At 60.1% G+C, this 18,162-nt stretch carries 18 protein-coding genes and 2 pseudogenes; 8 read left to right on the top strand and 12 right to left on the bottom strand.

Going from position 1 to position 18,162, the window contains the following annotated elements; genetic code table 11:
- Nucleotides 1-23: 23 nt before the first annotated feature.
- Both AB1286_RS00795 and AB1286_RS00790 read right to left on the bottom strand, forming a co-directional pair.
- Nucleotides 24-1,013 carry a fumarylacetoacetate hydrolase family protein gene (locus tag AB1286_RS00795; RefSeq protein WP_430361469.1) on the bottom strand — a complete coding sequence of 330 codons (990 nt, stop codon included), beginning with the start codon at nucleotides 1,011-1,013 and terminating at the stop codon, nucleotides 24-26.
- 24 nt (nucleotides 1,014-1,037) lie between these two features.
- A complete protein-coding gene (locus tag AB1286_RS00790; protein WP_430361468.1) occupies nucleotides 1,038-1,691 on the bottom strand; it encodes a TetR/AcrR family transcriptional regulator in 654 nt (217 codons plus the stop codon).
- A gap of 215 nt (nucleotides 1,692-1,906) precedes the next feature.
- Between AB1286_RS00790 and AB1286_RS00785 the strand changes: the two genes are divergently transcribed.
- The 4 genes from AB1286_RS00785 (at nucleotide 1,907) to AB1286_RS00770 (ending at nucleotide 6,129) form a co-directional block, all read left to right on the top strand.
- Nucleotides 1,907-2,437: a cupin domain-containing protein gene (locus AB1286_RS00785; RefSeq protein WP_430361467.1), complete on the top strand. Its 531-nt coding sequence runs from the start codon at nucleotides 1,907-1,909 to the stop codon at nucleotides 2,435-2,437.
- A 222-nt stretch (nucleotides 2,438-2,659) separates the two neighbouring features.
- Nucleotides 2,660-3,883 carry an MFS transporter gene (locus AB1286_RS00780; RefSeq protein ID WP_430361466.1) on the top strand — a complete coding sequence of 408 codons (1,224 nt, stop codon included), beginning with the start codon at nucleotides 2,660-2,662 and terminating at the stop codon, nucleotides 3,881-3,883.
- A 181-nt stretch (nucleotides 3,884-4,064) separates the two neighbouring features.
- Entirely contained in the window at nucleotides 4,065-4,976 is a 912-nt protein-coding gene (locus AB1286_RS00775) for a SphA family protein (protein WP_430361465.1), read from the top strand.
- Nucleotides 4,977-5,238: 262 nt separating this feature from the next.
- Nucleotides 5,239-6,129: a LysR family transcriptional regulator gene (locus tag AB1286_RS00770; protein ID WP_430361464.1), complete on the top strand. Its 891-nt coding sequence runs from the start codon at nucleotides 5,239-5,241 to the stop codon at nucleotides 6,127-6,129.
- Between the two features lie 25 nt (nucleotides 6,130-6,154).
- On the opposite strand, the gene AB1286_RS00765 is transcribed toward AB1286_RS00770, so the two are convergent.
- Nucleotides 6,155-7,042 carry a LysR family transcriptional regulator gene (locus tag AB1286_RS00765; RefSeq protein ID WP_430361463.1) on the bottom strand — a complete coding sequence of 296 codons (888 nt, stop codon included), beginning with the start codon at nucleotides 7,040-7,042 and terminating at the stop codon, nucleotides 6,155-6,157.
- A 170-nt stretch (nucleotides 7,043-7,212) separates the two neighbouring features.
- Here AB1286_RS00765 and AB1286_RS00760 point away from each other — a divergent pair, with 170 nt between their 5' ends.
- Nucleotides 7,213-8,067, top strand: coding sequence for an SDR family oxidoreductase (locus AB1286_RS00760; RefSeq protein ID WP_430361462.1), 855 nt, complete (start codon nucleotides 7,213-7,215; stop codon nucleotides 8,065-8,067).
- A gap of 233 nt (nucleotides 8,068-8,300) precedes the next feature.
- On the opposite strand, the gene AB1286_RS00755 is transcribed toward AB1286_RS00760, so the two are convergent.
- Nucleotides 8,301-8,720 (bottom strand): ACT domain-containing protein, encoded by a 420-nt coding sequence (locus AB1286_RS00755; protein ID WP_430361461.1) that lies wholly within the window; start codon nucleotides 8,718-8,720, stop codon nucleotides 8,301-8,303.
- A gap of 176 nt (nucleotides 8,721-8,896) precedes the next feature.
- Nucleotides 8,897-9,766 (bottom strand): LysR family transcriptional regulator, encoded by an 870-nt coding sequence (locus AB1286_RS00750; protein ID WP_430361460.1) that lies wholly within the window; start codon nucleotides 9,764-9,766, stop codon nucleotides 8,897-8,899.
- A 100-nt stretch (nucleotides 9,767-9,866) separates the two neighbouring features.
- Here AB1286_RS00750 and AB1286_RS00745 point away from each other — a divergent pair, with 100 nt between their 5' ends.
- Nucleotides 9,867-10,853, top strand: a complete 987-nt coding sequence (locus AB1286_RS00745) for a zinc-dependent alcohol dehydrogenase family protein (protein WP_430364947.1) — start codon at nucleotides 9,867-9,869, stop codon at nucleotides 10,851-10,853.
- A gap of 90 nt (nucleotides 10,854-10,943) precedes the next feature.
- On the opposite strand, the gene AB1286_RS00740 is transcribed toward AB1286_RS00745, so the two are convergent.
- From AB1286_RS00740 to AB1286_RS00725, 4 genes are read right to left on the bottom strand one after another with little or no spacing between them, the layout of a single operon-like run.
- Complete coding sequence (locus AB1286_RS00740; RefSeq protein WP_430361459.1) at nucleotides 10,944-11,771, bottom strand: HpcH/HpaI aldolase/citrate lyase family protein; 828 nt, start codon at nucleotides 11,769-11,771, stop codon at nucleotides 10,944-10,946.
- A gap of 23 nt (nucleotides 11,772-11,794) precedes the next feature.
- Nucleotides 11,795-13,126, bottom strand: coding sequence for an MFS transporter (locus AB1286_RS00735; RefSeq protein ID WP_430361458.1), 1,332 nt, complete (start codon nucleotides 13,124-13,126; stop codon nucleotides 11,795-11,797).
- A gap of 51 nt (nucleotides 13,127-13,177) precedes the next feature.
- A complete protein-coding gene (locus tag AB1286_RS00730; protein WP_430361457.1) occupies nucleotides 13,178-14,017 on the bottom strand; it encodes an FAS1-like dehydratase domain-containing protein in 840 nt (279 codons plus the stop codon).
- On the bottom strand, nucleotides 14,014-15,264 hold the full coding sequence (locus tag AB1286_RS00725; RefSeq protein WP_430361456.1) for a CaiB/BaiF CoA transferase family protein: 1,251 nt from the start codon (nucleotides 15,262-15,264) through the stop codon (nucleotides 14,014-14,016). The genes AB1286_RS00730 and AB1286_RS00725 overlap by 4 nt, the downstream gene beginning before the upstream one ends.
- Nucleotides 15,265-15,373: 109 nt before the next feature.
- On the opposite strand from AB1286_RS00725, the gene AB1286_RS00720 reads away from it, so the two are divergent.
- Nucleotides 15,374-16,297, top strand: coding sequence for a LysR family transcriptional regulator (locus tag AB1286_RS00720; RefSeq protein ID WP_430361455.1), 924 nt, complete (start codon nucleotides 15,374-15,376; stop codon nucleotides 16,295-16,297).
- A gap of 40 nt (nucleotides 16,298-16,337) precedes the next feature.
- Here the strand turns inward: AB1286_RS00720 and AB1286_RS00715 are convergent, their stop codons facing one another.
- From AB1286_RS00715 to AB1286_RS00705, 3 genes and pseudogenes are all read right to left on the bottom strand, one after another.
- On the bottom strand, nucleotides 16,338-16,679 hold the full coding sequence (locus AB1286_RS00715) for a HipA N-terminal domain-containing protein (protein WP_430361454.1): 342 nt from the start codon (nucleotides 16,677-16,679) through the stop codon (nucleotides 16,338-16,340).
- Nucleotides 16,680-17,174: 495 nt separating this feature from the next.
- Nucleotides 17,175-17,538: pseudogene (locus AB1286_RS00710) on the bottom strand (DDE-type integrase/transposase/recombinase); the annotation flags it as partial.
- Nucleotides 17,539-17,589: 51 nt separating this feature from the next.
- Nucleotides 17,590-17,673, bottom strand: a pseudogene (locus tag AB1286_RS00705) (hypothetical protein); the annotation flags it as partial.
- Between the two features lie 191 nt (nucleotides 17,674-17,864).
- Here AB1286_RS00705 and AB1286_RS00700 point away from each other — a divergent pair.
- Nucleotides 17,865-18,161 carry a type II toxin-antitoxin system RelE/ParE family toxin gene (locus tag AB1286_RS00700; protein WP_430361453.1) on the top strand — a complete coding sequence of 99 codons (297 nt, stop codon included), beginning with the start codon at nucleotides 17,865-17,867 and terminating at the stop codon, nucleotides 18,159-18,161.
- The last annotated feature ends 1 nt before the right edge of the window (nucleotide 18,162 follow it).

Genomic DNA, 18,162 nt, shown 5'->3' with positions numbered 1-18,162 from the left:
GCGGCCGCGCACGCGCAGCTCGCCTAACGCACGATGCGATTGCGCAATACGCCGATTCCCTCGACCTCCAATTCCACCGTATCGCCGGGTGCGAGGAAGCGCATCAGTTCCAGCCCGCACCCGCCCTCGACCGTGCCGGAGCCGATGAATTCGCCGGGATACAACGTCTCGCTGCGCGAGATATGAGCGATGACGTCCTCGAACGACCAGTACATCGTGCTCGATCTGGCGCGCGTCCACTCCTCGCCGTTCACGCGCGCGATCATGGAAAGGTTATAGGGGTCGGTGAGTTCGTCGGCAGTGACGAGGCACGGGCCCATCGGATTCGCGGTATCGAAATCCTTGCCCTTCGCGGGCCCGAGTTGTCCGCCCATTTCGGCGGTCTGCGCGTCGCGGGCCGTCACGTCGTTGAAGATCGTATAGCCGTAGATATAGTTGCGCGCTTGTTCTTTGGACACGTCCGTGGCGCGCTTGCCGACGAAAAACCCGAACTCCAGCTCGAAGTCCAAAAAGTTGCTGTAGGAGGGCCAGCGAACGTCGTGATCGGTGCCGATGACGGCCAACCGGTTCGCCTTGTAGTAGATCGGCTGCTCGTAGAACGTCTTGGGGACGGCCAACACACCCTCGCGCTCCATCTCGGCGAACTTCGCTTCGGGATCGGGAAATTGTTGCGCACGCAACTTCCTGGCATTACGGAAAGCCTGAATCAAATGGCCTTCGAAGCATAGGCAATCGCGCATCTGTACCGGCGGTTGAACCGGGGCGTCCAATATCGCTTCGGCACGCGGCACCCGGGCGCTGGCCGGCGCGCTCCGGACAAGCTCATAGGCCCGCTCAAGCGCCGCATCGGCGCCGCCTATCATCGCAAGGACGCTGTCGAAGCGGGGATCGGCGACGCCGCGAGCGTCGGCGTGCGCGCTGGCCGCGCTCAAATCGATAATGCTTGCGCCATCGTCAACCAGCGCACCGGCTCTGAAGCCGCGTTCGCCGCGGCGGTATGTCACCAGCTTCATTCCGTTTCCCTAAGTAAATAGCGTTTATCGCCTGCGTAACCCGTCGAGCAAAATCGCCAACAGGTGACGCAGGGTTCCGTCTACATCGTCAGGATCGGCTTTCCCTTCGCTCAAGCGACTGATGCGGCCCACGTCCACCATCACATAGACCATGATTCCGATCACGGATTGATAGGCCCAGTGGATTTCCGCCTCGGTGCGCTCGGGCAACGTGATGCGCAGTTGATCGATGAACGCCTTGGCGATCGGATCGAACATCTGCTGGATGATCCCGCGCTCGGACGAGCAGGGATCGTTGACCTCGCGCGCCATGATGATCCCGAAGTGTTCGCCACCCTCGGTGGATCGCAGCTTCAGCATGGGCAGCAGCAGCGCCTTCAGAATCAATTCGAGCCGGCGGTCGGGGTCCTCTTCCATCACGGCCAGCGCGAGGCCCGCCTTGCGCTGCTCGACAATCGCCGGCACGCGCGCTTCGAAGATCGCCTGATACACCCCCAGCTTGCCGCCGAAGTGATAGCTGACCAGACCGACGGGCACGCCCGATTGCTGGGCGATGTTGCGCAACGACACCCCATCAAAACTGAGCCGCGCGAAGAGCGCCTCGGCCGCCGCAACGATGCGCTCACGCGTACTGCCGCGCTCGGTTGCCGGGACTTCCGCGTTGCCTGGTTTCTGCATGTCTTGCTCCTGATCTGTGTTCGATGCAGACCGATGCACTTTAGCGCGCATCATGTCGATTGACCAATTATATATGTTAAGTGGTAAACCTAATTGAACACTTGTTCAAACGGCGCAGAATCAGCCTCATTGAGTCCGACGGTGAGCTTGTCCGTCCTGCTCAATCGAAGTTCGGCCGCGCACGGCCGGCTAATCAGCCAAACGAGGATAAACACATGGTTCTAAAAATTCGCCGCGTGGTCAGCGGACACGATGCTCAAGGCCGTTCCACAGTGCTGTTCGACGGTTACGCGACCAGCGTCAAGGAGATGGAATCGATGCCCGGTCTTGCGCTGACCGACCTATGGGAAACCGATACGTCTCCTGTCGACAATCGTTCGGACGACGACGCCGCCGCCCGCCCCGTGCGGCTGGAGCCGCCCGCGAACGGCTCGATCTTTCGGATGGTCGAGTTCCCCCCTGACGGCGCCTGGCGCGGCACCACGGATGTGGAGAAAGCCTTCGGATCGATCGGCGCGCCGACCGCGCATCGGAAAGCGTCCGGGGATCCGTTGATGCATAAGACCGACACCATCGATTATCTGATCGTGGTGAAAGGCGAGATCTACGCGATCTTGGATACCGGCGAGGTGCTGCTCAAGCCCGGCGACGTCTTCGTGCAGCGCGGAACCGTACACAGCTGGAGCGTGCGGACAGACGAGCCTTGCCTGTTGGCGGCCATCTTGATCAACGCGCATCCCGTCTAGATCGGTTCGACGCGGCGCGCCTCGCTTCCCCGGGGTGCCGGTGCCAAGACCGCTTTGCATCGAAGGCTTGTTCCGTCGTCCCGCGGCTCATTCCATTAATTTAGGAATGCTAAGTAAATACCGAAAGAAATTGTCGGATGCCGGCCGTCGACGCCGTGCGCCGAATGTATCCGCGGTCGGTAGATCGGCAAAAAGCAGGAAAGACAATGAAGGAGACAAATCGTGAATAGCCGCTGGACGGCCCTTGCCGTCATCTTCTTTTCGTTCGTTCAATTCACGTTGAACTGGTTCGACGTCGTGCCCACGTTTTCGGGCGTCGCGACGGAAATGCATCTGACGCCCGCCCAGATCGGCATGATCGTTGGACTCTTCATCGCCGGATACGGCGTCGCCCACATTCCCGGCGGCATGATTGCGGAAGCCTTCGGTCTGCGTTTCGCGATGTTGCTCGGCATCGCCATAGAAACGGGCGGCGCCGTGGTGTCGGCGCAGGCCGGCGGGTATGAGGTTTTGCTCGTAGGCAGATTCCTATGCGGCATCGGGGGATCGATTTATCTCGGCAGTGCAATCGGACTGACCGCGGCTTGGTTCCGCAACAACGAACTGGCGACCGCCAACGGGCTGATCACGGGTGTTGCGTTTACAGTCGGCGCCGTGTTGGGCCTGCACGGCTGGAGTCCACTGGTGGCCGACTACGGATGGCGCACCGCACTGTCGCTGGGCGCGGCCTTCGGTGTGGCCACCTTCATCGTGCTGCTATTCCTGTTTCCCGAGCCGCCGCCCGCCGAGCGCGAGCAAATCGGCGCGCATCATTTGAATCTCGCCTCGCTCAAGCGGACTTTCGGAAACCGGAACCTGTGGATGCTCGGCATCACGTTTTCAGGCGGCTACGGCAGTTACTTCACCGCCGCGCAGCTTTTACCCGCCTTCGCAGCCGAACATCTTCAGCTTACGCCCGACATCGCCGCCACGATCGCGGCCCTGCTGCTGGTCAGCGGCATGGTGGGCGGCATCCTGGGCGGCTGGCTTGCCGATAAGGTCTTCGGTCCGACAACGACGATGACCGGCGCCTTTATCGTGGAGAGCATCGCCCTTCTTCTCGTTCCGCATCTCGGACTGGCCGGCCTGATGGTCGCAGCCGCTGTGATCGGGGCGTCGGCGATCTTGGGCTTTGTCGTATGGATCGGGTTTCCCGGGCTCTACCGTAGCGAAATCGAAGTCGCCGATATTCCTACCGCGGCTGGGCTCATGCTGACCATCGTTGCAATCGGCGGCGTCGTGGTGCCTACCTTATACGGAAAACTGGTGGAGGCGTTCGGGTACCTGCACGCATGGACTTTCCTCGGCCTCGCCACACTCGTTGCGACGTGTGCTTGCCTCGCAGTGCGCAAGCCCGAGTCGGCACACGTTGCCGGCCGTCAGCAGACCGACGTCATTTTCAAGTAGGCGCGCGCTGAGGCGGTGTGGGCTTCGGCTGCGAGAATTTGGCCGCATAAAGCTTAGTTATCCTAATCGATTATAAATCACGCCTTGCCGGCTGTATTGCATCGATCGCGCCCGCCCAGCCCGTCAGTGCGCACGCAGATTTACAAGAAGCAATCCGCTAAAGCATTGGAGGAGACATCCCATGTCCATCAGTTTGCATTCCAAGGTTGTCATTACCGCCGCGATCGCGGCTGCTTGCTGGTCGGGTGAGGCGCCGGCGTCCGAAAACGCGAGTCCTTATCAACCGGGCGTCACGACCGGCTCGCCTGCCGGCGCCCTACCGCCTGCCGGCTTTTACACGACCCAGGACTTCTATATCGCGCGAGGCGGTACGCTGGTCGACGGTGCCGGACACGGCTCGCCGCTCAGAGTGCAAAACACGGCGATCTCCCCCTCTTTGCTATGGGTTCCGGGCTGGAAACTGTTTGGTGCGCAATACGGAATAGGCCTGGTGCAGGTGTATGCGGAGCACGACGTCGACACGACCGCGCTAGGCGGCAAGTCCACGAAGACATCGGGATTCTTCAACACCATTCTGACGCCTGCGATCCTGTCGTGGGATCTCGGTCACGGCTTCTTCACTTCCGCGGCGATGAGCGTCTACCTTCCCAACGGACATCACCAATACGTGAACGGTGCGCCGGCGCAGACCAGCTATGCCAACGACTACTGGACGGCCGAGCCGAGCTTCGCGGTCAGCTATTTGTCGAACGGCTGGAATTTCACCGTCAACAACGTGTTCGATTTCAACCGGACCAATGCAACCACCGATTACCGCTCGGGCAGCGCGTACTACATGGATTTGACGGCAACGAAAACGATAGGCCACTGGAGCGTCGGCGTCATCGGCAATTATTCGCGACAGTTTACCGACGACTACCAGTACGGTCAGGTGGTCGGCAACGGCAACCGATTCGAGCACGTCTTAGTCGGTCCCTTGTTGGGCTACAACTTCGGCCGTGCGCAAGTCACGCTCAGGTACCTGCAAAACATCAAGACGCGCAACGACATCGACGTGTCGTTCTTTCACGCTTCGGTTTCGTTCAAGTTTTAGATCCGTCTCGAGGTCATAAGCCACCCGTGAGCGGACCGTGCCGGCCCGTTCACTACCGCCCTGCCTCGCCGGCTGTGCGGGCAGCCGATCGGCGTCCGCACTCGTCCCATCCTCGAGCTGTTCGTGCAAAAGGCCTGCATGGGCTGGGTCTTATCCACCGGCACGCGTGGCCAGGCAACCCACTTGCTGCGGCGGCAATCTCGCGACACACTACCCGGATGTCATCGGCCCGGGCACTGCCCCGTCTAAAGCAACGAACAAGATGGATTTACTCGAAGATCTCCGGGCACTCGTTTTGGTCGCAGAACACAAGAGCTTTTCGCTGGCCGCGAGGCGCATCGGTACATCGCCCTCCGTGATGATCAAGCGGGCAAACGCCGCGGAATGGCGCCTCAAGGTTCAAGTATTGAAGCGAACCACGCGCAATGTGACGCTAACGGACGCCGGGCAGCAGCTCATGCCGCGGCTCCAGACACTCGTTCAAGATTTCGACGCCCTGCTTGTGTCTCTTCGACAAGAAAACCCGGAAACGACCGGATTCGTTCGAGTCAAAGTACCGTCCGAACTCTCCGATACGTTCGGTTCGATGCTCAGTCAGTTTCTGCGGGAGCACAACGGCGTCAGCATGGAAATTGCCCGGTTGAACCGAGCCGTGAATCCGGAAACGGAAGGCTTCGACGTTGCCATCGATATTCAGTCCCTTACATTTCCGAACGTCACCGAAATCCCGCTGTTCAACCTTGAATTCGTGCTTTGCGCGGCACCGTCCTACCTATCTTCCCACGAGCCGCCCGCGCATCCACGCGAACTACAGCAGCATCGGACGCTCGCCCTAGAATCCTCAGGAAGGAAATGGGCCTTCAGCGGCCGTAACCGAAGACTGACCGTTGACGTTTCCCCTCGACTCCTCAGCGCGGACGCCTACAGCATTCTCGGCGCCGCAATCGACGGCAGCGGGATTGCATTGCTGCCGTCCTACCTCGTCGAACAGGCGCTAGCGGCCGAACAGCTATTGCCTGTGATGAGCGCATACCCGCCGGTAGAAACCTGGGCGACGGCTCTCGTCCCGGATTCGAAACTGAACACAAGTAGGATCCAAAGCCTAATCGACTGGCTGCGGAGCCACCCAACGCCACGTGGCATCGACGCGTGAGCAGGCTTTACGACTGTCGCGAAACTCATCGGCCGATGTTCGACAGCTCCTCCTTTAGGATCTCGAGCAGCGATCGCAGCGCGAAGTCGGCCGCCCGATGGGTTGGGACAACGGCTCGAATCTCACTCGGCGGGACATTCCAGTCCGGCAGCACTCGCACGAGTTCTCGCTCTTTCAATGCGCGGCTAACGACATAGTCCGGCAGCAGGCTAAGCCCGTTCCCCTGCACCGCGGCAGTCAGCAACAGCAGTAGGTCGTTCGACGAGAATTTCGGGCGAAGCATCATGCGGACCGAAGTCCCCTTCTTCTCGAATCGCCATTCAGGCTGCGTAGAAGAAAACGTCATGCAGTCGTGGTTTGGCAACTCATTCGGGTGAACCGGCATGCCCTTGCGCGCGACATAGTCGGGGGCAGCGCACAGCACAAGGCGAAGCGGGCACAGCACATCTTCGATCACGCCGCCCGGGTGCAGTTGAACGACACCGATCGCCAGGTCGTAGCCGTCCTCGACCGGATCGATCTGACGATCGAGCAACGCGATCTCGAGGTCGACCTTTGGGAACATATGCTGGAACCGCGCGAACGCCGGCCTGAGCCGGGTGGCCGCGAGCGCTGTAGGCGCCTTCACCTTCAGACGGCCAACGATGTCCTCGGGGCGCGCAGCGGGACCTCCGATCAGTTCGTCGAGTTGGCCCAGCAACTGTGCCGCCCGCGAGGTGTGACCCGCAGCGAGCGATGTCGGAGCGACCGATCGGGTCGTACGCTCGAATAGCGGCGCACCGATACTCGCCTCGAGTTCGTTGATCCGTTTTGTTACCACCGATGGAACGACGTTCAGTTCGCGCGCGGCGGCGGAAAACGAACCGTGCCGTGCAGTTGCGACATAGGCCCTCAAGCTGAGAATCTTGTCCACAATTATTCTCTTTTCTTCATAAGTGATCGCTCGATTTACCGCATTGTGGACGATCTATGCCGGAATTACCATGCTTGCCTGGACACCCCGTCATAGGCCGAAGAATTGAGGCACACGGGGTTTCTCAACGCATTCACTTGCTGCTCGCTTGAGAGCGCAAAGGAGAAAAGATGTTTGCAGTCACCGGTGCAAATGGAAACCTCGGGCGCCTTTCGATCAAGGCGCTTCTAGACATCGTCCCGCCGACCGGGATTGTCGCCGGCGTAAGAAATCCCGATCGGGTCGACGATTTGCGCGCTTTAGGGGTTCAGGTGCGCACGATGGATTACGATCGTCCGGAAACGCTTTTGCAAGCGCTCGAGGGTGTCGAAAAGCTGCTGCTTATTTCGGCGGTCGTGCCCGGCGAGCGCTTCCGACAACATAAGGCGGTGATCGATGCCGCGAAGAAGGCCGGTGTGAAGTCCGTTGCCTATACGAGCATGTTGCGCGCCGACACGTCTACGCTGACGCTCGCGGGCGAACATAAGGCAACCGAAGACTATCTGAAAGCGTCGGGCCTCGAGTACGTACTGCTGCGCAATGGGTGGTATCTGGAAAATACGACGGCGGCCCTGCCTTCGGCGCTCGAAAGAGGCGTCATCGTCGGCAGTTCGGGCCAAGGGCGTTTTGCGTCCGCTACGCGCGCCGATTACGCAGCAGCCGCAGTCGCCGTTCTGACGCAGCCCGGTCATGCGAACAAGACCTACGAACTCGCAGGCGACCACGCTTTTTCGATGACCGAATTTGCCGCGGAGGTCTCGAAGCAAGCGGGTCGATCCATCGTCTATAACAACTTGCCGCCGGCGGAGTACGAGACCGCACTGCTTCAAGCCGGGCTGCCGAAGATGATCGTCGACGTGATTATCGACGCGGATTTGAAAGCCGCTTCAGGGGAACTGGATAGTTCTTCGAAAGACTTGTCGCTGCTGATCGGCCGAAATACGACGCCGTTTTCTGACGCGATTCAAGCGGCGTTACGGACCTGAGGAAGGCGCGCAGAGGGTTGGTGTTTGTCATGTTCGCGAATCGCTATGAGGCGTAATGTCTCACGATGATGACATTTCACTAACCGCGCAGGAGCTGACCGATCGGCTCGACGCCAGCCGCTCTATAGGGCAAATCGACGTCTTTAGGCACGGGCCTGACGTCAGACGAGACGGTCGCGAAAAATGCAAACGTAGTCGATCAATCGCAATAACGCTTCCCGGCGCGTGCTTAATTAACTCGGGATGCTCCGGGCCGCCCGTGCTTGCAGATTCGTCAATTCAGCAATTGCGTCCGCTGCGCGCTCCACGGGTACAAAAATGTGATCGTGAAAAGCTGCGGCTACGACGTTGCAACTGATACCGGCCTTCGTCAGTGCCTCCGCCACCGCTGCGGTCAATCCCACGGCCTGCAAATCGGAATGGACAGTCAGCGTAATCCAAGCCGCACGGAACAGGACCGGCAGCCCGTGGAGCACCGCCGTCGGTTCATCGATGATCACAGTCAGCCCTTCATGCTCGCGAAAAGTCGCTAGGGGTGAGAATTGCGAAACATCCGTATTCGGGTGAACGGACGAAAAAACATAGACACCATCGTTCAGCGACGGCTGCATCGTCGCCAACAATTGCTGAAGATCCGAAACCGGTTGGCTCATGGTCACTGTAGCGCCCACTCGAAAGTCGAAGACCGTCTACTGTAGATCAATATGATGTCTATGGCTCAAGACTTCGCAACTGTATGCGCGGCGATCTTGTACCCGAACGAGGGATAGGCGAGACCGGAAACCGAGTGCGGCCTGTAACGGATCCGATGCCGGGTTCCGCGCCGCACTCAAACATTGGCTAATGCCTCGATCGTCGCATCCAGAAGTGCACGAAGCCGCGCGACGCGACGCAGATCACGGTGATAGCCAAGCCAGACATCACGCCCCGGCGGCGCTTCGCCCAGATCGATTCGTCGAAGTTCAGGCGTGGCGTCGCCAAGCGGGCAAGGCAGCACGGCAAAGCCGCTTCCTTCGGCACACATGCGCGCCTGTACGCCACGATTGTTGCTGCCGAACACAATCTTCGCGTTGGGCAGCATGCGCTTGACCCACTCGACATCGGGCAGCGAGCCGAACGCGCTGTCCATGCTGATCAATCCATAGCCGTCGCCATCCCCGCGCGAAGGCGGGACGAGATCGACATGCCCGTACAACGCATAGTCCATGCGCATGAGCTTGCGCTGGATGATGTCGGGCTCGTCGAAAGGGGTAATACGGAACACTAAATCCGCTTCGCGCCGAGCGAGGTTGTAGAGGCGCGAATCCGTGACGAGTTCAAGCGAGATACCGGGATGTTTCGCCAGAAATCGCGCGAACACCGGCGTCAGGATGTGTATGCCGAACCAGTCCGACGAAGAAACTCGCAACTGCCCCGTTAGCTGCGTTTCCTTGCCGGTCAGCGCACGCGTGAAGCCAAGCGCTTCCTCCTCCATTCTCTCGGCATAGGACAGCACGGCCGCGCCTTCGTCCGTCAGAACGAAGCCCTCGGTGGTGCGCTGAAAGAGCGTGTGCCCTAATGCTTCCTCCAGTGCGCGCAACCGCCGGCCCATGGTTGGCTGGGTCTGCCCCACGTGCTTTGCGGCCGCCCCGAGCGTGCCGCAGCGGGCAATCGCCAAAAAGATGCGGACATCGCTCCAGTCCAGCGCCACCTCATTCATTTTTGTTTGGATCCCGTGCAATAACGTTGATTTACATGCACCAAAGCATGCGCCATTCTGCACGCATCTACTTGTTTTTCCCATCGAAAAGGAAAGGATCATGTCCATGCACGCGCTAGTCCTCAGTCGCTACAACGGTCCGCTCGAATTGACGAAGATGGCAATGCCACAGCCAGCGCATGGCCAGGTGCGGGTGCGCATCGCCGCGAGCGGCCTCAATCCGCTCGACGCCAAGATACGCGCCGGAAGCGCAGCGCACGCAAAACATCCGCTGCCTCTGGTGTTAGGCATCGATATGGCCGGCGTAGTCGACGCCGTTGGATCCGGCGTCACAGCATTCAAAGTCGGAGACAAAGTGTACGGGATGACAGGCGGCGTCGGCGGCATTCAGGGCTCACTAGCTCAGTACGCGGTCGTTGATACCGACCTACTCGCGATCCAGCCTGCCAATCTTTCGATGCGCGAAGCCGCAGCCCTGCCTCTCGCCTTTATCACATCGTATTCCGGCATCGTCGACCGGGCGCATCTTCAACCTGGGCAAACCGTGCTGATACAAGGAGGAGCAGGCGGTGTCGGCCATGTCTCGGTACAACTGGCGCGCGCACTCGGTGCGCAGGTGTTCGCGACAGCGAGTTCACGGGACCAGGATCTCGTTGCGCGTCTCGGCGCTACGCCGATCGACTACCGGGTGCAGTCGGTCGAGCAATACGTCGTATCGTCGACGCAGGGTGAAGGCTTCGACCTGGTGGTAGATACCGTTGGCGGTCCAACGCTCGATGCTTCGTTCGCCGCCGTCAAGCATTTCGGCCATGTGGTCAGCGCATTGGGTTGGGGTACGCATTCGCTGGCTCCGCTGTCGTTTCGCGAAGCGACGTACTCGGGCGTGTTCACCCTTTATCCCCTTCTGACGGGCCTGCATCGCGCGCACCACGGCGCGATCCTGCGCGAAGCGACGCGCCTTGCGGAAGCCGGCAAGCTCACGCCGAATCTCGATCCTCGCCGGTTCGATCTAGGATCCGCAGAGCTCGCCTATGACGCGATAACGAACGCCACCGCACGCGGGAAAATCGTGGTGGAGATCGAATGAGGCGCGCTTAGCCAATATGGAATATGACTGAAGATAGCAGGCAAGCGCCCGATCAACCTGGTCATCCGACGCAGGCGAGGATCGCTGAACCTAACCGTGGCGATGCGATGCCGTAGCAAGCAATCGTTGTGCACGCAAGACTACGGGACGGTCGATCATCTTGCCGTCAAGCATTGACACGCCTGTCTCCCCTCGCGACGCCGAAGCCACCACTCGCTGGGCCCACTCTATCTCGTGCTCGCTGGGGGCATAACACGCATGAACCGTCGCAACCTGCTTAGGGTGAATACACAGCTTCGCGCCGAAACCGAGCCGCTTGCCGTTTTGTGCGTCCGCAGCTAAGCGGTCGGGGTCGTGAATGTCCGGCGTGACGCCGTCGACAGGCGAATCAATTCCCGCCACGCGTGAAACGAGAGCAAGTTGCGTACGGTAATAATTCAAAGCCTCGCCGTGATCGTCCGTTCCCATCTCCGCAATGAAATCGAGCGTGCCGAACATCAAGCGCGATACGCAAGGCGCCTTTGCGATCTCCATCGCCGACCACATCCCTTGGGCGGTTTCGATTAGCGGAAATATCGGCACTCTGCGTTTCGCCGCCGCAACAACGTCGACGACGTCCCGCCCCCCTTCCGCCTTCGGCACGACGATACCTGCCACGCCGTTGAGCGCCGCGATTCGCACGTCTCGCTCGAACCATCGCGTTCCGCGAGCATTGATCCTGACCAGCACCGGATGATCCCGCGATACCCAAGCGGCGACGGTTTCGCGCGCGGCATCCTTTCCATCCGGCTCGACCGCATCTTCGAGATCGACGATAACGGCATCGGCACCGCTCGAAAGCGCAGTCGAGAAGCGTTCCGGTCGATTTCCCGGCACGAAAAGATAAGACTGAGGCGAGCATGCAACTGGGGATGACATAACCGGTTCCTGAATCATTTCCCTTACCGTGCTGACAAGTCGCGGGCTTGCATCGCACTCTTGCTACGCCCGAGATAAAGCGAGGCAACGGCACTGACGAAGGATACGAAGGAGAGATACGCAGCAACGGCATAGACGGTATGGAACGTCTCGAATAGCCAGAGCGAGATCATCGGCGCGGGTCCCCCGGCGATAATCGACGCTCCCTGATAGCCGAGCGAAGCTCCGCTGTAGCGGATATGCGCAGGAAAGGACTCGGCGATGAACGACGCCTGAGAGCCGTACATCGATGCGTGAATGACCATGATGACGACAGTCCCCACGATCACCGCAGCGGGAAGCCGCGTGTTCAGCAACGCAAAGTATGGAAACGCGAACAGCATCATACAGACCGCGCCGGTCGAATAGGTCTTGCAACGTCCGATTCGATCAGCGATATAACCGAAGCAAGGCAGTGCGAAGCAAGCGACGATGGCGGCAATCAGCACGGCATTGAGAATGAATTCCTTCCCCAGTCCGAGGTACTTCGCGCCATAGAGTACGGCAAACGTCGTGAGCGTATAGAACGCGGTTTGCTCGCTCGGACGAATGAGCGCACAGAGAAGAATCGCCCGCCATTCTGTTCGGATCGCCTCCGCGATCGGTCCCTTCGTCCGTTTCGCGACCTTATTGGCCTCGATGAAGTCGCGCGTCTCCGGCACGCCGAAACGAATGAGCAGTCCGACCGCCAGCATTACGCCGCTCGCCAGAAACGGAATGCGCCATGCGTCATTCAGCAGCGCGTCGCCAGCCCAATGGCTGCACGCGCTCCAGACGATGACCGAGATCACCAGCCCGAGCGGGACACCAACGTTCGGCAGCGAGGCCATCAACCCGCGCCGATTGCCCGTATGCGACTCCATCGACAAGAGAACGGCCCCGCCCCACTCCCCGCCCACGCCGATGCCTTGCAAGAACCGAAGCCCGACGAGCAGCCATCCCGCGAGCGGCCCGAGGGTCTCGGCAGTGGGCAACAAGCCAACGCACAATGTCGCGACGCCCATCAGCGTCAGCGTCGCGACGAGTGTGGACTTCCGCCCCACCCGATCGCCCATGTGGGCGAACAGCGCGCCACCCAAAGGACGCGACACGAAACCGACGAAGACCGTCGCGAACGATGCCATCAAGCCCTCGGCATTGCCGTGCGCAAAGAACAGCTTCGGGAAGACGAGCGCGGCAGCGGTCCCATAGATGAAGAAGTCGTACCACTCGATCGTCGTGCCGATGATGCTTGCAACGGCGGCACGGCGTTCGATACGGCGCGCATCGGCGGCATGATGCGCGGTGACTGAATTTGATGAGTAACTCGGGTGCACTGTTTGTCTCCTGAATATTGGAATCGAATCATGTTGCCAACCAAGCGCGAACTAGAACCCCGCTTCCGCGCGCATCGATACGTTGCCGTCCGGTAGCGCGATCCACAGTAGGAGCTGATCGCCGTCTTGCGCGGCATTGATCGTCAATTCGTCGCCGAGAACCGATGGTTTCAAGCCGCGGTATCGGAACTGCTTGAGCGGGCGTCCGCTCACTTGCTCGGCAAAGCCGGCAAGCAGCGTCGCGTTTAGCGGACCGTGAATGACGAGATTCGGATAGCCTTCGACGTCGCGACAGTAATCGGCGTCGTAATGGATTCGATGGCCGTTGAACGTCAATGCCGAGTAGCGGAACAACATCGTCGAGTCCGGTTTGGTCCGACGACTCTGCTGGGCGACCGGCATCTCGACAACGGCCGCTGCGGACCCGGTCGCGGTCGCGCCCTTGTATACGATGTCGTGGTATTCGGTGATGATCGTTGCGCCGTCATGCAGCAACTCATGCTGCACTTTGACGAACACCAGATCGCCGCTACGTCCCCGCTTATGATCGACCGCCATAACGGTCGAACGCTTTTCCACTACCGCATCAAGACGCGCGGGAGCGTGGAATTCAAGCTGGCCTCCTGCCCACATCCGGTTCGGCAACGTGACCGGCGGCAAAAAACCCCCGCGTGCGGGATGGCCGTCACGCCCGAGCGCGGACGGTGCCTCGCCTGCCAGAAAGTACAACCAGTGCCAAAGCGGCGGCAGCGCCGCACCTTCAACATAATCCGATTGCGGCAGCCCAAGCGTTGCCGCCATCAGCCGCGCGTGACGCGACGCAAGGACGTCGCGATCCGTTTGCGATTTACCTACCCATTCGCGAAGATGCGCAAGATCGATCGTACTCATGCCGATACTCCAGCCGGTTGTGTAAAGAACTCCGCCCGAAGGCGATCGCTGTGTTCGCCGAGCGCGGGCGCTGACGCGAACTGGCCTGTATCCCACGGGGCACGGACAGCGGGTGCAATCATCTGCAACGTCTTGCCACCGACGGTCATCGGCCAGGTCCGCAATGCCGGGTGTTGTGCCATCTGAGCAACTGAACGCACCAGGCCGTATGCGGTGTTCGCGTCGGTTAGACGGGCTAGCGCTTCATCTACCTCGAGCGCCGCGAACGCTTCGGCAATGAGACTTTCGAGCACTTCACGGTTGCGCACGCGGTCGGAATTCGAGGCAAAGCGCGGGTCCATACCGAGATCTCTCCGGCGCAAGAACCGGTCGCAGAATTGCTGCCATTCGCGCTCGTTCTGGATGCTGATCACGATCTCGTTCGCATCGCGCGTGGCGAACACGCCGTACGGTGCAATCGACGGATGTTTGAGGCCCAGTCGTTGGGGTGCACCCCTTCCGTACATGTGATGAAGGTAAGGAGTCGACATCCAGTCCGCCACTCCGTCGAACAGCGATACCGATACACCCGAGCCGCAGCCCGTTCGCTCGCGCAGCGCGAGGGCGGAAAGCACGGCAATCGTTGCATTCATGCCTGCGCCGATATCGCAAATCGACACGCCGATTCGGCCACAAGCCTCCGGCGCCCCGCTGATGCCGGCAAGACCGCTTTCGCACTGCACGAGCAGGTCGTATGCTTTGAGCCCACTCGCTGCGTTATCCGTGCCGTAACCGGTGATGTCGCAGGTAATCAGACGCGGATAACGCCCACGCAGCGCCTCGCTGCCAAAACCCGAGCGCGCGAGTGCGCCGGGCGCGAGGTTTTGAACGAACACATCGGCTTCGGCCAGCATCGCGTATAAAAGCGCCGCGTCCTCCGGGTTCTTGAAGTCGAGGACGAGCGACTCCTTGCCGCGGTTGGTCCAGACGAAATACGACGACGCGCCGTTCGCGGCGTCGTCGTAGCCACGCGCGAAGTCGCCTTCGGCGCGCTCGATCTTGATGACGCGCGCTCCCATTTCCGCGAGACGCCCCGTGCAGAGCGGCGCGGCGAGCGCCTGCTCGATCGAGACGATAAGCAAACCTTCCAGCGGCTTCGCCCGCGATGGGCCATTCGCCTGACTGTTCATCCAACGCTCCTCTTCGTCCTGAATCAATGACGTCGAGTATCGAGAATCGGCCGGCGCGAATACAGCGGGATTTTTCAAACGTAGTGTTCGAAAAAGACAAAAACACGGGTCGCAGGATGCAGAAAATGGCAGACATCCAGCCACCAGGGTACGATATCCGTTCATATATTCGGATTTATCGAACGCTATGCTGTACGACCTGACGGACCTACAGGTGTTTATCGCCATCGCTGACGAAGGGAATGTGTCGCGGGGTGCCGAGCGATGCCACCTCGCGGCATCGTCAGCAAGCTTGCGGATGAAGAATCTCGAGGAGGCGGTCGGCGTCACGCTTTTCAAGCGCCAAGCAAGAGGCGTGACGCTGACCGCGGCTGGCCATGTGCTCCTCGAGCATGCGAAGCGCTGCCTCGCGCAACTGGAGCAGATGCGCGCGGATCTCGTTCCCTACGGTCAGGGAATGACCGGACATGTCACTGTGTTCGCGAACAACAACGCGATCAGCACGCATCTGCCGGACGACCTAGCGCGCTTTTTCAAAGCTTATCCGGGCGTACGAATTACGCTGGAAGAACGCTTGAGCCACGATATCGTCGGAGCAGTCGTCGACGGTCGCGCGGAGATCGGCGTCGTCGCACTCGAAAGCGAACATCCGGCGCTCGAATTTTTGCCGTATCGAAAAGATCAATTGGTGCTGCTCACACCGATCGATCATCCGCTTGCGGGAAAGGGTGCAACCAGTTTTGCGAGTTGCCTTGGTCAACCATTCATCAGTCTGCAATCCGGTGCGGCGTTGCACACATTTCTGATGAATCATGCGAACGCGCTCGACGGCCGCCTCGATGTTCGCGTGCAGGTCTCGGGCTATCGCGCTATCGCGCGCCTCGTCGCATCGGGTGCGGGAATCGGGATTGTTCCTCGCACCGCGATCGAAAGGTCCGACCGTGGTCGGTTAGCCATCGTCGAATTGGTCGAGCAGTGGGCACAGCGCGATCTGCGCGTCTGCATTCCTAAGCAGCCGAGTGAGAAGAACGTTTATCGCGATAGGCTCGTCGATATTCTTTGCCATTTTGGCAAGCCGCCTGTCGTGGGGCGAGCCAGTTCAACCGGTTAAGTTTGCGGGTCCTCGATACGGTCACAACCGCAATGCAGCGCTAAGATCGTCGTGCTCGAAGGCGCTCGCCATCCGTGCGATTACGGACGCGTCTCCCTTCCCGTTCGGCTTGCCTACGCTCCGCACGCTGCATGAGGCGGCGCCCCCAGCTGTCCGGCGCCGAATCGCCGATCGAACCCAAAATGGGTTGGTCAGCCGGCGGTGGGAAAAGGCCTCGCGTCAACGCCAGCGCTGGCTCGATCGAGAAGCGCTCGTCGTCGGCCAGCCAGGTCTCGTCATATTCGAACGTGACCGTTTCTTCCCGGCGCGATGCATGGCGCAGGAGCAACCCTACTGGTCGGGACGTGCCATCGAGATCGATATATACCTCGACATCAGCCATGATCGCCCTTCCCTCTGGCGCGTGGGAGTCGGACACGCTGCGGCAATGCCGCCGTAGCCAACGACTGTCCCACCGTATCATGAGTAGCGTCCGCAACATCCTGTAGGCCGCTTAGAAGGCCAAGCGCCAGCAGCACGGCTGCATAGATGCCAATGCTCACGCCCGGATCTCCAGCCTCAACGCGCTGCAAAGTCGCTCTCGATGTGAAAGCTCGATCGGCCACCACCGCCATGGTCAGCCGGCGGCGGCGACGCGCGTCGTGAATATCGGCACCCAATTTGCGCAGCGCCCGTCGGACGCCGGCTGAAGGAACGTGAGGGGTTGGCATTTTGCTATCTTCATAAGTCGCTATATGCGTTAATGTAAAGCGAAGATGACATTTCCACGCAGTGAACGAGAACTAGCTCAACGGCTCGACGTCGTATGCATGGGGACAGCAAGTCACCGCAAGCGACCATCTGATGCCCCCGAGCCCCGCGGATTGCAGTGATCAACTCATCCCGGACACTGCGTTAAATTTTCTTCCGCGACGGCCGGAGCCAGTCCGTCATTGAACTGATGCGGCCGTATCAAGTTGTACCGGCGCAGGTAGTAGCTGATATCCCGATGCGCTTCCTGCGCCGACATGTAACCCAGGGACGGCTGCCATTCCGTCTTGAAACTGCGAAACAGCCTCTCCATCGGGGGAGTTATCCCAACGATTTCCACGGCGACTCATGCTCTGCCGCATCCCATAGCGCCATAGGCACTGACGGAATTTCCGGCTCGTATACTGGCCGCCTTGATCTGAGTGGAACAGCAACCCTTGCGGTCGGCCACGCTGTTCATAGGCCATTTCCAACGCCTGCACGACCAGTTGTACCCAGCGGCGCAGCACCGTCTCGCCGACGCCAACCGAGCGACCCGCCTCCATATAGCTATAACCCTGGTCGAGCACCGGACATGCGGCCTGCTGTTTGAACTCCGCGGAAAACGTACGGCGTTGCTTGGTCATCAGACACCTCTCCATGGCGAGCATTCTCGCCCAATTCAGTGTCCCGGATCGATTAGACCACTGCAAGACCGCTGCAATGGCGATACCGTCAGGCTCCTTCCAAGGCGATCCTTTCTGAGCCTGTCGGTGCCGCAATCTTGGGTCGATGCGGGCGTTTGATATGCCGTAACCCATAAGTTACAATCCAGGACGTGACGAAGCTGATCATTACGCCCGAATTTGACACTTGGCTCTCCCGCGTGCGGGACCGCCAGGTGGCGACGGCGATCGCCGGTAGGCTCAGCCGGGCACGGTTAGGTAATCTTGGGCACTGGCGTGCGGTCGGCGACGGTGTCTCGGAGATGAAAATCGATATAGGCAAAGGCTACCGTGTCTATTTCACGCAGCGTGGCAACGTGCTGGTGATCATCTTATGCGGTGGCGACAAATCCACGCAGGCCGCAGATATCAAGCGCGCCAAGGCCATCGCGAAAGTGTTGGAGTTTTGAT

This window comes from Trinickia sp. NRRL B-1857 (assembly GCF_050470685.1).
Classification (GTDB): domain Bacteria; phylum Pseudomonadota; class Gammaproteobacteria; order Burkholderiales; family Burkholderiaceae; genus Trinickia.
The sequence above is the reverse complement of the archived record's forward strand: the minus strand, read 5'-3'. Positions and strand labels throughout refer to the sequence as shown.

Bases quoted from the DNA above. Each gene is read 5' to 3' on its own strand.
- AB1286_RS00715 (WP_430361454.1), bottom strand. From the start codon at position 16,679: ATGGCTGATGTCGAGGTATATATCGATCTCGATGGCACGTCCCGACCA.
- AB1286_RS00790 (WP_430361468.1), bottom strand. From the start codon at position 1,691: ATGCAGAAACCAGGCAACGCGGAAGTCCCGGCAACCGAGCGCGGCAGT.
- AB1286_RS00795 (WP_430361469.1), bottom strand. From the start codon at position 1,013: ATGAAGCTGGTGACATACCGCCGCGGCGAACGCGGCTTCAGAGCCGGT.
- AB1286_RS00755 (WP_430361461.1), bottom strand. From the start codon at position 8,720: ATGAGCCAACCGGTTTCGGATCTTCAGCAATTGTTGGCGACGATGCAG.
- AB1286_RS00720 (WP_430361455.1), top strand. From the start codon at position 15,374: ATGCTGTACGACCTGACGGACCTACAGGTGTTTATCGCCATCGCTGAC.
- AB1286_RS00785 (WP_430361467.1), top strand. From the start codon at position 1,907: ATGGTTCTAAAAATTCGCCGCGTGGTCAGCGGACACGATGCTCAAGGC.
- AB1286_RS00730 (WP_430361457.1), bottom strand. From the start codon at position 14,017: ATGAGTACGATCGATCTTGCGCATCTTCGCGAATGGGTAGGTAAATCG.
- AB1286_RS00750 (WP_430361460.1), bottom strand. From the start codon at position 9,766: ATGAATGAGGTGGCGCTGGACTGGAGCGATGTCCGCATCTTTTTGGCG.
- AB1286_RS00770 (WP_430361464.1), top strand. From the start codon at position 5,239: ATGGATTTACTCGAAGATCTCCGGGCACTCGTTTTGGTCGCAGAACAC.
- AB1286_RS00745 (WP_430364947.1), top strand. From the start codon at position 9,867: ATGTCCATGCACGCGCTAGTCCTCAGTCGCTACAACGGTCCGCTCGAA.
- AB1286_RS00775 (WP_430361465.1), top strand. From the start codon at position 4,065: ATGTCCATCAGTTTGCATTCCAAGGTTGTCATTACCGCCGCGATCGCG.
- AB1286_RS00740 (WP_430361459.1), bottom strand. From the start codon at position 11,771: ATGTCATCCCCAGTTGCATGCTCGCCTCAGTCTTATCTTTTCGTGCCG.
- AB1286_RS00760 (WP_430361462.1), top strand. From the start codon at position 7,213: ATGTTTGCAGTCACCGGTGCAAATGGAAACCTCGGGCGCCTTTCGATC.